The following is a 13,734-nucleotide window of genomic DNA, read 5'->3' as shown; positions in this document are numbered from 1 at the left end:
GCCGCGCCTCCCCGCTAGGCGGTCATGGCGCTCCTGACCGCCTCCACCAGGGTGGCGGCTCGCCGGTTCTCGCCGTCCTCCTTGACGTGGTTCATCACGTAGCCGAACGCGAGCCCGCTCTGCGGGTCGGCGAAGCCGAGCGAACCGCCGAGCCCGGCGAACCCGAAGGTCGTGGGGGTGTAGAAGAACATGTCCGGGGTCGGCAGGCCGAAGCCGGTGCCTATCCTGACCGGCATGCGCAGGACGCGGTCGGGGCCGGCGGTCTGTTCGGCGGTCGCCGCCGCCAGGGTGGCGGGGGTGAGGACGCGGTGGCCGTCGACCTCGCCGATGAGGGCGGCGTAGAAGCGGGCCAGCGCGCGGGCCGTACAGATGCCGTTGGTCGAGGGCATCTCGGCCTGCTGCTCGCGGGGGTCGTTGTGGTCGAGCGGGGGCGAGACCACGGACATCGAGCGTACGGTCAGCGACGCCGGGTCGGTGTAGGCCCGCATCATCTCGCGGGCGGGTTCGGGCAGGGCGTCCAGGTCTATCCCGGCCAGGTCCGCCATGCCGGGCATGGACGTGACGATCCGGCTGACCCGGTGCAGTTCGCTCTCCGGCAGCCCGATCCACAGGTCCAGGTCGAGCGGGCCGGCGATCTCCTCCGCGAGGAAGGCGCCGATGCTGCGGCCGCTCACCCGGCGGACGACCTCTCCGACGAGCCATCCGTACGTGAGCCCGTGATAGCCGTGGTCCGTGCCCGGCTCCCAGAAGGGCCGCTGGACGGCCAGCGCCTCCACCATGGGCTCCCAGGCGATCGCCTCTGCCGGAGTGATCGGCTGGTCGATGGCGGGCAGGCCAGCCTGGTGGGTGAGCAGCCAGCGCACCGGGATGCGGTCCTTGCCCTGCGCCGCGAACTCCGGCCAGTATCGTGCGACGGGCGCGTCGAGGTCCAGCTCGCCCCGCTGCGCCAGCAGGAGCGCGCAGGCGGCGGTGATCGCCTTGGTGGTGGAGTAGACGACCTGCAGGGTGTCGCGCTCCCAGCGACGGCCCTCATCGGGGTCGGCCAGGCCGCCCCACAGGTCGACGACCTTCCTGCCGTGCAGGTAGACGGCGACCGCGGCGCCGATCTCCTCGTGCTCGGCCAGGTTGCGGGCGAAGGCCGTACGTACTGCTTCGAATCCCGGTGCGGTCTCCCCGCTGATGTCGGGCATGCGTCATCGCCTTCCGTCGGTGTGGATGGGGTGCTGCTCGCCGGCGGCGCTTACTCCTGAGGGCCGAAGGTGATCACGATGTACCTGCCGTTGGCGTAGCTGACCACGGGCCGTCCGAGCAGCTCGCCCACCCTGCGGGCGACGTTCTGGAACATCTCGGTCAGCTCGGGGGTGTCGGCGCTCACCCTGAACCGGCCGGCGGCGGTGAGGTGCTCGGCGACGAGGGTGACGAAGCTGGCCTCCGCCCGGGACTTCTCCTCCGCGGTGAGGGGGGTGCGGCCGGGCCGGGGAAGGTGGGCCATCGAGGGGTCTCCTTGGGGTCGCCGGTGGATCCGGCAAGCTAGCCGCGCCACTTCTCCATGAGCCAGGCGCAGACCTCCGGCTCGGTCATCTCGGGGAACTCCGCGACGAACGCGGCGAGCGCGCGCAGAGCCTCGTCGCGGTCGAGACCGCGCGCCAGGGCCGCCCTGAGGTAGTCCTGGCGGGCGGCGGACGGACGGCCTCCGCCCACACCCCGGCCCGGCAGGCCGTCGCGCCATCGGACGATCTCCTCCACCCGGTCGGGACGCCAGCCGGGAGCCCCGTCGATCTCGACGTCGGGCTCGGGGAACGGGCGGTCGGAGCCGGCCGGATGGCGGGAGCGCCATTTGTGCACCGCGTGCCGGGTCACTCCCAGCGCCTCGGCGACGCCGAGAACACCCAGGTAGTGCTCGGTCATGGTGCCAGCTCTGTCTTTCCTGCCTCCTGCGGGGATCTCATTACTACCACGCCGGGAAGTGGCACCCGGGCGGGCAGAACATCGTCTCTGACAGAGACAGACGGTACCCTGGAGCAGGAATCGTCGTCAACGCCAGAGACGATGTTTTTCGGGTCAGCGGGTTCCGTACGCCCGGATCACCTCCTGCGTCACCGTGGAGCCGGCGGCGTCGGAGGCCGTGACGCGCAACGACACCGCACCCGGCCGGGGCCGTTCGATGGTGGCCTCGTACGTGCCGTCGCCCTTGTCGCGCAGCCGGCGGGCGGGGCGCCAGGTCCTGCCGTCGTCGGACGACGTCTCGAGGGTCACCTTCTCGATCGCGCTGCCCTCCGCGCCCTCCTGGTGGGCGACGGTCAGGCCGAGCCTGGTGGAGGCGGTGCGGTTGCGCAGGTCAACGGGCACGTCGTACGCGACGGCCAGCAGCGGCAGCACGACGGTATCGCCCTCGGCGCGCTCCGAGTCGAACGTCCACACCGTCCTCGTCCTGGTGGACAGGCGCGCCCAGGTCGAGCGGTTCTCCACGGTGTACTCCACGCGGTAGCCGGCCCGCTCCGGCGGCAGCAGGATCCGTCCGGAGCCGCCGGTCGCCGTCCTGCCGAGCAGCTCGTCGCCCTTGTAGATGCGCCAGTCCGACAGGTAGCCGTGCGGGAACGGGTCGGTCTGCTGGGCCCCGGTGTTCCCCTCGGCGTCGACGAAGGCGTGCATGTCGACGGTGAGCGTGTCGCCCTGCCGCTGCGTGGGCGAGTCCGCCGGGAACCCGGGCGCCACCGGCTGCTTCAGCCACGTGCGCTCGATCCGCTTGCCCGCCTGGTAACCGCGCACGGTGTCCCTGACGGTCATCACGCCCTGCGGCTCCTCGGGGAGGATCGAGTTGTACGACCGTTCCGGCATGTCGGTCCCGCTGTGCCATTGCACGTTGGGGGCTGGGCTCAGGTAGTCGGTCCGCACGCGCGGCGCCCTGGCCACCGGCCTGACCGAGTCCCACGAGAAGGTCTCCCACGGCATCCAGCCGTACTTGACCTCGGAGAGGGCGACGTCGTCGGTCAGCTCGCTGTGGAAGGCCGTGTCCACGCGGGCCAGGGAGCGTTTCCCGACCACGTACGACGGTTGCTTCCTGACCTGGCCCTCCTCGCTCAGGTACAGGTCGTAGACGTAGGGGCTGGCCACGATGCCCTTGGCGACGACGTGGGTCGTCCGGCGGCTCGCCCGCTCGGCCAGCCGGGTGCCCTCCGCCTCCGCGAGCGTCACCGTCGGCACGGTGAGCGGGCTCTCGTCCCAGCCCAGGTGCGTGTCACCGTAGATCGCCACCATGCGGGCGCCGGCCGCCCCAGCGGCGTTGGCGAGGGCCGAGACGGGCGTGCCGGGCGTGCGGCGGATGAGCGCCAGCCGGCCGCGCAGGTCACGGCCCTTGAGCGCCGCCGCGCTGCCGTCACCGGCGTCGGCGACGGCCAGCACCGCGGTTCCGTCGAACCGCGGATACTGCGTGGACCGGTTGCTGAAGTGGACCGGGTCGACGTATACGGGGTCGAGGTCGACGCCGGACGTCCACATGGTGAGCGCGGGCGCCTCCAGCCGCCACCGCGTGGCCACCGCGAACTCGCCCTTGGTCACCTTGGCGGTGGGCTGCAGGTAATAGCTCTCCTCAAGGCGGCCGTCCACGAGGAGGCTCTCGGTATACCTGGGTCCCTTCACCGGCTGCCTGGTGTAGACGAGCTTGGTGGCAGCGCCGCGGTTCCGCGCGGTGTGATGGTCAGGCGTGTCGATCTTCACCGCGACCGCCTTGCGCGCGTCGAGCACGACGTCGGTGTCGCGGGTGACCTCCATCTCCGGATACCCGGCGAAGCTCTGGTTGACGATGTCTCCGCGGCCCTCGCTGGTGGCTCCCGGCCGCAGGGTGCTGACGATGCCGGCGATCGAGTACGTGCCCGGCGGGACGAGCCAGCAGTCCCCGGCGTCCGTCTCGCACCGCCTGTCGGGGTCGCTCGGCAGCTCGTGGCCGAAGAGGTCGCCGTTGCCCAGGTCGACCACGCTGGGCAGGATGCGGCTGGGACGGCCGTCCCGCGCCACGGCGGACACCCGGAGCTCGACCCGCTGGACCTCGACGTTGCCGGTCAGCAGCGTCCGCAGCGCGGCGCCGCCGGCGGGCGTCGCGACGAGTTCCGCGCGGGCCCAGCCCGCCGGTGCCCCGGCGGGGTCGAGGGTGACGTCCACCTGGCCCTTGCCGCCCGCGGGCAGGGTGAGCTCGGTCGTGGAGAGCGTGAACGGGGCACCGGCGTCGAGGGCGACCGTGACCGGTTCCGCACCGACGTTGCGGTAGGAGATCGTACGCGTCACCGGGTCGCCGGTGCCGGCCGTCGTGAGCCCGAAGTCGAGCGCCGCGTCGCCGGCCAGCACCGTGCGCGCGAGCGCCCCTGCCACGTCGAGCCGGCCCGCTCCGCCCTTGTCCACGGGCACGCCGGGCAGCGCTTCCGAGCCGCCCACGAGCGCGGACCTGACCTCGGGAGCGGTGATGCCGGGCCTGGCCTGGCGCAGCAGCGCGGCGGCGCCCGCGGCGTACGACGCGGCGAGGGCGGTGCCGGAGAAGCGCGCGTAGTGGTCGCCGACGGGCTCGGCGGGCCGGAGGTCGCCGGCGCGGGTCGAGACCACGCCGACCCCGGGCGCGCTCAGCTCGGGCTTGACCGCGCGGTGCAGGCCCACCGGCCCGTAGCCGGAGAACTCCGCGAGCCCGCCCTTGCCGTCCACGGCGCCGACCGTGAGCGCGGCCTGGGCGTCCGCCGGACTTTCGACGCAGGCCTCGCAGCCCCGGTCGCCCGTGCTCATGACGAAGAGCGTGCCGTTCCTGGCGGTCAGCTCGTTCACGGCGTCGGTGAGCGGGCCGCCCTTGCCGGGGACGCTCACCGCCATCGTCACGACCTCGGCGCCCGCCTCCCCCGACGCCCACTCCAGGCCCTCGATCGCCCAGGAGGCGAGTCCGCTGCCGGCGCCATCGATGATCTTGCCGTTGAGCAGCCGCGCCCCGGGAGCGACGCCCGTGTACGTGCCTCCGGACGACGCGCCGCTGCCCGCGATGACACCCGCCATGGCCGTGCCGCTGCCGTACCGGTCGACCCCGTCGCCGTCGTAGGTGAAGTCGCGCGTGCCCGCGACCTTGCCCGCCAGGTCGGGGTGGCCGGCGTCTATTCCGCTGTCGAGGACGGCGACGGTGGTGCCGGCGCCGTCGCCGCCGGCCGCCGCCGTCACCGCGGCCCCGGCGGTGGACGCGCTCGTGACCGGCCGTGCGGTGATCTTGCGGTCCAGCCAGATCTTGTTCACGCCCGCGGCCGGTCCGGAGCCGGTGACCAGGCCGGTCGAGAACGTGGCCGCGTCCTTCTTCGCGAGCCTGACCCCGGTCGCGCCGATGCTCTCCAGCCGGGTGACGGCCGCGAGCCCGGCCAGGGGCGCGGCGCCCGCGTCCTGCCGCACGATCAGCGGGATGGAGTCGGTCTGCTGGTCGGTGTAGCCCTGGGCGGCCAGCGAGGTCACGTTGAACAGTTCTGGGTCGAGCCGCTCCGGCACCAGGTCCGCCACGTCGGCGGGCACCACGGACAGCTCGCCGCCGTGGTCCACCATGCGGAAGCCGGTGCGTGCCGGGTCTCGCGGGGTGACCTTCGCCCGCTGCCGGCCGTCCTCGCCGACGGTGATGTGCACCCTGTCACCGGTGATCAGCGTGACGTCGTAACTTCGCGGGTTGGCGGCCGGTAAGAGCTCCGGTACGGAGTCTGCCCGCGCTCCCGGCACCGGTGTCATGCTCACCGCCAGCGCGGCCGCCACCGCGGCCCATCGCCGGACTGGGGCCCATCGACCAGGCCACATCTCTTTCCTCCACATGTGCGTCATTTCATCTGGTCTAAGATGGCACAACTGCGCTGGTCATAGGACTTTCAGCCATGGCGAAATTCAGACATGTCATGAACTAGCCACAGATCGGTCGGGCCAGGAAACGCATGCGTTGTCCCGATGCGGACACATCTGTCAACCGAATGCCCTCGCGCCCCGTCTCCTCTTGCGCACCATCTGCCTCAAGGAGCCGCCTTGCGCGTTCGACTGGCCGTCCCGGCCGTGGCCCTGGCCCTCGCGTACACCGCCCTGCCCTCGGCGGCGCACGCCGACACAGTGGCGTACACGTGCGAAACCGTCGCGACGGGCATGCAACAGCAGATCAGCCTCGACATCGAGCTGACCGTGCCCACGGACGCCACGGTGGGCACGCAGATGACGATCGGCTGGCGCGGCTCCTACGTCGGCTCCGCGAGACTGCTCGCCCCCACGACGGTCACGGACGGCCAGCTCAAGATGTACGCCTACGCCGGCATCAGCGGGATCGACAGGCTGACCTCCGCCACGGGAGTCGGCCAGCTCGGCACGGTCACGCCGGGGCAGCCGATCACGCTGCCCGCGACGACCGTCGAGATGAAGACCACCGCGAATTTCCCGGGCACCGGCACGGTGCACGCCGCCGCCGTCAACTTCGGCCCCACCCCGCAGGAGCGCGTGATCGAGTGCGAGGTCGACGACGAGGAGTCGCTACGCGAATATCCGCTCACCGTCACCGGGGAGCCCACCAGCCCCAGCCCCGACGAGACCGCCGGGTCGGAGACGCCCGACCCCGACGTCTCCACCCCTGAGGACACGACCACCAGCCCGGCCTCCACCACGACCAGGACGGTGACCGAGCTCCCGACGGGGGGCGTGGCGACCGGGGGCGGCGGCATGGCTGGGCCGGACGGGCGGGTGCTGGTGGCCACGGGATTGCTGGTCGTCTTCGCCGCCACGGGCGGCCTGTGGTTGCGCAGGCCCGCCCGGCGTTCGCCGAACGGCCCATAAATCCGTACGTGCGGCATGGTGATTATTTGGCAAGGTTAGCCTAACCTATCCTCATGACCGAGGAGATCTCTCTGCGCGGGGCGGAGCTGTGCCTCAGCTACCACGGAGCCACCGTGGTCGAGGACGGCCGCATCGTGCTGCGGCCCGGCCACGTCACCGCGCTGGTGGGCCCGAACGGCAGTGGCAAGTCCACGCTGCTGCGCGCCCTGGCCCGCCTGCACCGTCCCGACCGCGGCACCGTGACGCTGGGCGACGGCGCCTCCGCGCTCGCCCTGTCGGCCCGCGACTTCGCGCGGCGGGTGACGCTCCTGGCCCAGAGCCGGCCCACCCCCGGTGGCGTGCAGGTCCGCGACGTCGTCGGGTACGGCCGCCACCCCTACAGGGGGCGCTGGAGGGCCGGCGACCCCGGCGGCTCCGAGGCCGTACGCCGGGCCATGGAGCTGACCGGGGTGACGGCGATGGCCGAACGCCCGGTCGACGAGCTGTCCGGCGGCGAGCTGCAGCGCGTATGGCTGGCCACCTGCCTGGCGCAGGACACCGGCGTGCTGCTGCTCGACGAGCCCACCACGTTCCTCGACCTGCGCTACCAGGTGGAGCTGCTGGAGCTCGTCCGCGACCTGGCCGACGAGCACGGCGTGGCGATCGGCGTCGTGCTGCACGATCTCAACCAGGCCGCCGAGATCGCCGACCACGTCGTGCTGCTGCGGGAGGGCCGGGTCATCGCCGACGGCCCGCCCGCTCAGGTCCTCACCGAGGACCAGCTCAGCGACACGTACGGCATCCGCATCGAGGTCAGCCACGACCCCAGGACGGGGACGGTGAGCACCCGGCCGATCGGCCGGCACACCAGGAACGTCCCCGCCACGACATGACAGGAACGACCATGACCTCACTGCGCAGCGCTTTGACGGCGCTCGCCGCGATCGTGACCCTCGCCGCCTGCGGCACCACCGAGGCGCCCGTCACCGAGCAAACCCCCTCTCCCGGCGGATCGACCGCCGCCGCCGTGACCGTCACCGACGACCGCGGCAAGCAGGTCACCCTCGACCGCCCGGCGACCAGGGTGGTCAGCCTGGAATGGGGAGAGACCGAGATGCTGGCCTCCCTCGGCGTCATGCCCGTGGGCGTGGCCGACGTGAAGGGCTACGCCACCTGGAACACCTCCATCAAGCTCGACGCCTCGGTCAAGGACGTCGGCAGCCGGCAGGAGCCCAGCGTCGACTCCATCAGCGCGCTCCAGCCCGACCTGGTCGTCATGGAGTCCGGACGCGACTCGGCGCTGGTGAGCCAGCTGGAGAAATTCGTGCCGGTGCTGGCGTTCGAGGGCAGCGACGCCAAGGACAACCTCAAGCGGATGCGCGACGACCTCGACAGGATCGCGACCGCGGTCGGCAGGACGGACGAGGCCGGCAAGCTCATGGCCGACTTCGACGCCGCGATGACCGCCGCCAAGGAGAAGATCGCCGCCGCCGGCGCCGCGGGCAAGCCGTTCGTCATGGCCGACGGGTGGAAGCAGGGCAGCACGATCTCGATCCGCCCGTTCGGCGAGGGCTCGCTCGTCTCCCAGGTCGCCATCCGCCTCGGGCTGAAGAACGCCTGGACCGGCAAGGTCGACGAGGTGTGGGGGCTCGGCGCCACCGACGTCGAGGGCCTGTCCGCGCTGAAGGACCCGGACATCCGCTTCTTCTACAACGCCTCCGACGGCGTGGACGTGTTCACCGACGGCCTGGAGAGCAACGCCATCTGGAAGTCGCTGCCGTTCGTGGCCAAGGGGCAGGTCACCAAGCTGCCCGACGGCATCTGGACCTTCGGCGGGCCCCTGTCGTGCCGGCAGTACGCCGAGGCGCTGGTGAAGGCGTACGCGGGTTGAGCGTCCCGGTCCTGGCTCCGGCGCCTCCCGCCACGCCACTGCGGCGGCTGGGGACCGCCGGGGTCTTCCTGCTCGCCGTGGCCGCCACCGTCCTGGTGGCCGCCGTGCACGTGACGCAGGGCACCTCGTCGGTGGGCGCGCTGGACCTCCTGGCGCTGCCCTTCGGCGGCAGCGAGGAGGCCGCCCGCGTCCTGCTGGCCTCGCGGCTGCCCCGCCTGCTGGCCGGCGTCACCGTCGGCTGCGCGCTGGGCGTGGCCGGCTCGCTGCTGCAGTCGGTCGCCCGCAACCCGATGGCCTCGCCGGACACGCTGGCCGTCAGCTCCGGCGCCCACCTCGCCATCGCCACGGCCGCCGCGTTCGGCCTGACGCTGCCCCTGCCGGTGTCCGGCGGGCTCGCCCTGGTCGGCGGCCTGGCCGCGGCGGCCCTGGTGATGGCCATGTCGGCGGGCGGGCGCAGCGGCACGACCCGGCTGATCCTGGCCGGCACCGCCACGGCGCTGGCGTTGAGCTCGCTCACCAACCTGGTGATGATCCTCTTCGAGGAGGAGACGACCGGGTTGTACGCCTGGGGCAGCGGCTCTCTCGTGCAGGGCGACCTGCGCGCCGTCACGCAGTTCGCCCCCGTGATCGCGGTGGCGATGACGGCGGCGATCCTGGCCGGGCCGCGGCTGGACATCCTCGGGCTCGGCGACGACACCGCCTCGGTGCTCGGCGTTAACGTGCGGCGCCTGCGGTTGTGGCTGACGCTGCTGGCCATCGTGCTGGCGGCCGCCGCCGTGACCGTGGCGGGGCCGATCGGGTTCGTCGGCCTCTGTGCCCCGGTGATCGTCCGGCTGCTGCCCCGGTCGATCCCCGGGCTGCACAGGAACAGGTCGATGCTCCCCCTGTCGGGGCTGGCCGGCGTGCTCATCGTGCTGGGCTCCGACATCGCCCTCCGTGCCGTGCTGGGAGCGCAGGCCGGCGTGGAGGTGCCGCCGGGCGTCGTGACCACGCTGCTCGGAGCGGGCGCGATGGTGTGGCTGGCACGCCGCTACCGGGACGCCGGGCCGACGCGCCGCCCTCCGGCCGCGCGCATCGGCGCCACCCGGTCGCGCGCGGCCTTCCTGGCCGTGACCGGCACGTTCGCGGCGTTGCTGGCCGGGGCGCTGGTCCTGGGCCTGCTGGCCGGTGACCGGTGGCTGCTGACCGGTGACGTGCTCAACTGGTTGCAGGGCCGTACGGGCCGGGCCCTGACGTTCGTGCTCGACCAGCGTTACCCGCGGGTCCTGGCCGCCGTGCTGGCCGGGGCGGCGCTGGCCGTGGCGGGCACCGCCGTACAGGCTGTGTGCCGCAACCCCCTCGCCGAGCCGGGCGTGCTGGGCGTCACGGCAGGGGCGGGCGTCGGCGCGATCTCGCTGCTGACCTTGGCTCCGGTGGCCGGGATCTGGGCCATGACCGGCGCGGCGGGCCTGGGCGCGCTGATCGCCTTCGGCCTGGTCTACGGGCTGGCGTGGCGCGGCGGCCTGAGCTCCGACCGGCTGGTCCTCATCGGGATCGCCGTGCAGTACGCCTGTACGAGCCTCACCGTGCTGATCATCGTCAAGGCCGACCCGTGGAACACCGCCCTGGCCCTGACCTGGCTGTCCGGCTCCACGTACGGCCGCGTGCCCGCGCAGCTGATCCCGGTCGCGCTGGCGCTGCTGCTGGCCGTGCCGCTGCTGGCCTGGCTGCGCCGGGACCTGGACCTGCTCTCCCTGGACGAGGACAGCCCGCGCATCCTGGGCGTCCCTCTGGAGCCCGTACGGCTGGCCGCGCTCGCGGGCGCCGTGCTGCTCACCGCCACGGCGGTGTCGGCGGTCGGCGTGGTCGCCTTCGTCGGCCTGGTGGCCCCGCACGCCGCCCGGGCCATGGTGGGCGCCCACCACGCCAGGGTCCTGCCGGTGGCGGCGCTGCTCGGCGCGCTGCTGGTGAGTCTCGCCGACACGCTGGGGCGTACGGTCATCGCCCCCGCGCAGGTGCCGGCGGGGCTCGTCACGGCGCTGATCGGCACGCCGTACTTCGTCTATCTCCTGTGGCGCGCCCGCGCTCACGCGGACGGGTCGTAGTAACCGGTTACACACCGAGGCTTGACGCTCATCGCGGTGCGTGCGTATCTTCGGCGCGGCATCACAGTAACCCGTTACCAAGGAGTCGTCATGCGCGCTGACCACCCTCGCGAGCACTGGGTCAGCGTCGCGGACGGGCTGCTCGACGCGGTGACTCCCTACGCCACGCCCGGTCACGCGCAATACCGGTTGCCCGGCCGCACCAGCAGGTCAGGGCCCGAGTCCGACGGGCTCGAAGGGTTCGCGCGCACCTTCCTGCTCGCCGCGTTCCGCCTCGCCGGCGACCCGGCCGCCGCGCCGGCGCCGCTGCTGGAGCGCTACGCAGAAGGGCTGGCCGGCGGCACCGACCCCGGCCACGAATTCGCCTGGCTGCCCATCGCCGACGGCCACCAGACCATCGTCGAGGCCGCCTCGATCGCGATCGCGCTGCACGAGACCCGGCCGTTGCTCTTCGACCGGCTCGACCCCGGGGTCCAGGAGCGGGTGGTCGCCTGGCTGGGCGGGATCGTCGGCAAGCACGCCTGGCCGTGCAACTGGGTGCTGTTCAAGGTGATCGTCGAGCAGTTCCTCGCCGGGGCCGGCGGCCCGTACGACCAGGACGAGATCGACCGGCACCTCGCGGACGTGGAGCGCTGGTACGTCGGCGACGGCTGGTACACCGACGGCGCCGGCCAGAACTACGACTATTACTGCGGATGGGCGATCCACCTCTACACGCTGTTGTGGACCAGGATGTCGGGCGCCGACGCGACGATCCACCGCGACCGGCTCCGCACGTTCCTCGACGGCTACCGGCACCTGTTCGCCCCCGACGGCGCTCCCATGCACCAGGGGCGTTCGCTCACCTACCGGATGGCGAGCCTGGCCCCGCTCTGGCTCGGCGCGCTCTTCGACGCCTCCCCGATCGAGCCGGGCGCCACCCGCCTGATGGCCGGCCGCACACTCGACCACTTCGCCGCCCACGGCGCGCCCGACGAACGCGGCCTGCTCAGCCTGGGCTGGCACCGTCCCTTCCTGCCCGTGACCCAGGGTTACTCGGGGCCGGCCTCCCCCTACTGGGCGAGCAAGGGTTTCCTGGGGTTGCTGCTCGGCCCCGACCACCCGGTGTGGACCGCACCGGCCGCCGACCCCGACGCGGGCGAGCTCAGCCTGGCCCTGCCCGCGCCCGGCTGGCTGCTGCACCGCCACGACGGGATCACCCGCCTGGTCAACCACGGCAGCGACGGCAACGACCCCGACACCGCCAGGGACGACCCCCACTACGCCAAGCTCGGCTACTCCACCCACACCGCGCCCGAGACCGGCCCCGGCGGCCGGGCCGAGAACATCGACAACCATCTCACCGTGCTCCTGCCCGACGGGCGGGCCACCCGCCGCCGCCGGATCGAGCGCATCGGCGTCGCCGACGGCTTCGCCGCGTCCCGCTACGCCGACGGGGAGGTGGTCGTGGAGACCGCGTCCGTGCTCGACGGGCCCTGGGAGATACGCGTGCACCGGGTGAGCGCCCCCGCGGGGAGCGTGGTCCGCGACGGCGGGCACGCCGTCGCCGCCGACGAACCGTGCACGGTCACGCCGGGCGGGCTCACCGCTTCGGTGACCACCACCTCGGGGAAGGAGCTGGTCAGCGAGATCGCCGGGCTGCACGGCTGGGACACGGCGGCCGCCGCCCTCCGCCGCGACGAGAACGCGTTCGGCCCCCACTCCGCGACCCCCTACCTCGTCGGCGCCCACCCGGGCGGTCGCACGGCGATCTTCGTCTCGGCGGTGCGGCTGGGGCGTGCCCCTTCCGTCAAGAGCCCGGAAATCTCGGTGCACGGCGAGCAGGTCTCGTGGAATGATGCCGCCGGCTCGCGGGTCGAAGTCCGGCTCGGACGCGAGCCCGCCTACCGCCGGCATGGATCCGCGGGAGCACGCGTTGTCTGGACCGGCTAGACGCGTCACCATCCGCGACGTCGCCGCGCACGCGGGGGTCTCGGTGGCGACCGTCTCGCGCGCGCTGGCCGGTGACTATCCGGTGCACCCGAGCACCAGGCGCAAGGTGCTGCGCGCGGTGCGCGAGCTCGACTACGTGCCCAACGCCCAGGCCAGAGCGCTGTCCGTGGCCTCGCCCGGCGCGGTGGCCATCGTCATCCACTCGGTCGACTCGCCCTACTACGCCTACATCGCCCAGGGGGTGGAGGAGCAGGCAGCCGCCGAGGGCCGCCTGTCGCTCGTCTGCACCACGGGCAGCGATCCCGAACGCGAGCTGGCCTTCGTCCAGACCATGCGCGAGCAGCGGGCCGAGGCGGTGATCCTGGTGGGCGGCGTGGTGCTCGACGACGACTACCGCGAACGCATGACGCGCTACGCGCACGGGCTGGCGGCCTCCGGTTCCCGCCTGGTGTTGTGCGGCCGCCCCCCGCTCGGTGACGGGGTGCCGGCCTTCACGGTCGACTTCGACAACACCGGCGGGGCCCACGCGATCACCGCGCACCTGCTGTCCGCCGGGCACCGCCGCATCCTCTACCTGGGGATCCGCCCCGGCAACACCACGTCGGACACCCGGGTCGCGGGCTATCGCGCGGCCCTCGCCGATCACGGGGTCGCGGCCGACCCCGCGCTGGAGATGTGCGGCGACTTCGACCGGCGCAGCGGCTACGTGACGATGAAGCGACGGCTGGCCGAGGGGCCGCGTGACTTCACCGCGGTATTCGCCGCCACCGACCTGATCGCCGCCGGCGCCGTCAAGGCGCTGCGCGAGCACGGGCTGCGCGTCCCCGAGGACGTCTCGATCGTCGGCTACGACGACGTGCCGCCGGCCGAGGACATCGGGCTGACCACCGTTCACCTGCCGCACACCGAGCTGGGCCGGGCCGCCGTGCGCCTGGCGTTGTCGGGCAGGGATCCGCTGGCCGAACCGCCGATCACGCTCGGCACCCACATCGTGGTCAGGTGCTCGGTGCAGCGGCTGGGGAGCGAACGCTGAAGGCC

10 protein-coding genes are annotated in these 13,734 nt (G+C 72.9%); 6 read left to right on the top strand and 4 right to left on the bottom strand.

Features of this window, described 5'->3' with window-relative positions; translation table 11 throughout:
- Positions 1-14: 14 nt before the first annotated feature.
- The 4 genes from ACTWPV_RS35705 to ACTWPV_RS35690 all read right to left on the bottom strand — a co-directional run bounded on the left by ACTWPV_RS35705 (position 15) and on the right by ACTWPV_RS35690 (position 5,757).
- On the bottom strand, positions 15-1,190 hold the full coding sequence (locus ACTWPV_RS35705) for a serine hydrolase domain-containing protein (protein ID WP_443155158.1): 1,176 nt from the start codon (positions 1,188-1,190) through the stop codon (positions 15-17).
- Positions 1,191-1,240: 50 nt separating this feature from the next.
- Positions 1,241-1,492 carry a hypothetical protein gene (locus tag ACTWPV_RS35700; protein WP_347647117.1) on the bottom strand — a complete coding sequence of 84 codons (252 nt, stop codon included), beginning with the start codon at positions 1,490-1,492 and terminating at the stop codon, positions 1,241-1,243.
- Positions 1,493-1,530: 38 nt separating this feature from the next.
- Positions 1,531-1,908, bottom strand: a complete 378-nt coding sequence (locus ACTWPV_RS35695) for a hypothetical protein (RefSeq protein ID WP_443155157.1) — start codon at positions 1,906-1,908, stop codon at positions 1,531-1,533.
- A 153-nt stretch (positions 1,909-2,061) separates the two neighbouring features.
- The gene (locus tag ACTWPV_RS35690; protein ID WP_443155156.1) at positions 2,062-5,757 is read right to left on the bottom strand and encodes a S8 family serine peptidase; all 3,696 of its coding nucleotides are present in this window, start codon (positions 5,755-5,757) and stop codon (positions 2,062-2,064) included.
- Positions 5,758-6,018: 261 nt separating this feature from the next.
- Between ACTWPV_RS35690 and ACTWPV_RS35685 the strand changes: the two genes are divergently transcribed.
- The 6 genes from ACTWPV_RS35685 (at position 6,019) to ACTWPV_RS35660 (ending at position 13,729) form a co-directional block, all read left to right on the top strand.
- Positions 6,019-6,810 (top strand): hypothetical protein, encoded by a 792-nt coding sequence (locus ACTWPV_RS35685; protein WP_443155155.1) that lies wholly within the window; start codon positions 6,019-6,021, stop codon positions 6,808-6,810.
- Between the two features lie 53 nt (positions 6,811-6,863).
- A complete protein-coding gene (locus ACTWPV_RS35680) occupies positions 6,864-7,682 on the top strand; it encodes an ABC transporter ATP-binding protein (RefSeq protein WP_443155154.1) in 819 nt (272 codons plus the stop codon).
- Positions 7,683-7,693: 11 nt separating this feature from the next.
- Positions 7,694-8,680, top strand: a complete 987-nt coding sequence (locus ACTWPV_RS35675; RefSeq protein ID WP_443155153.1) for an ABC transporter substrate-binding protein — start codon at positions 7,694-7,696, stop codon at positions 8,678-8,680.
- Complete coding sequence (locus ACTWPV_RS35670; RefSeq protein WP_443155152.1) at positions 8,677-10,764, top strand: iron ABC transporter permease; 2,088 nt, start codon at positions 8,677-8,679, stop codon at positions 10,762-10,764. Before ACTWPV_RS35675 ends, ACTWPV_RS35670 begins: the two co-directional genes overlap by 4 nt.
- Before the next feature lie 90 nt (positions 10,765-10,854).
- A complete protein-coding gene (locus ACTWPV_RS35665) occupies positions 10,855-12,696 on the top strand; it encodes a DUF2264 domain-containing protein (RefSeq protein ID WP_443155151.1) in 1,842 nt (613 codons plus the stop codon).
- Complete coding sequence (locus ACTWPV_RS35660) at positions 12,680-13,729, top strand: LacI family DNA-binding transcriptional regulator (protein ID WP_443155150.1); 1,050 nt, start codon at positions 12,680-12,682, stop codon at positions 13,727-13,729. The genes ACTWPV_RS35665 and ACTWPV_RS35660 overlap by 17 nt, the downstream gene beginning before the upstream one ends.
- Positions 13,730-13,734 lie beyond the last annotated feature (5 nt).

Origin of the sequence: Nonomuraea sp. KM88 (assembly GCF_052245635.1) — a bacterium.
Taxonomy (GTDB): Bacteria; Actinomycetota; Actinomycetes; order Streptosporangiales; family Streptosporangiaceae; genus Nonomuraea.
This window is presented reverse-complemented; position numbering and strand designations above follow the sequence as displayed.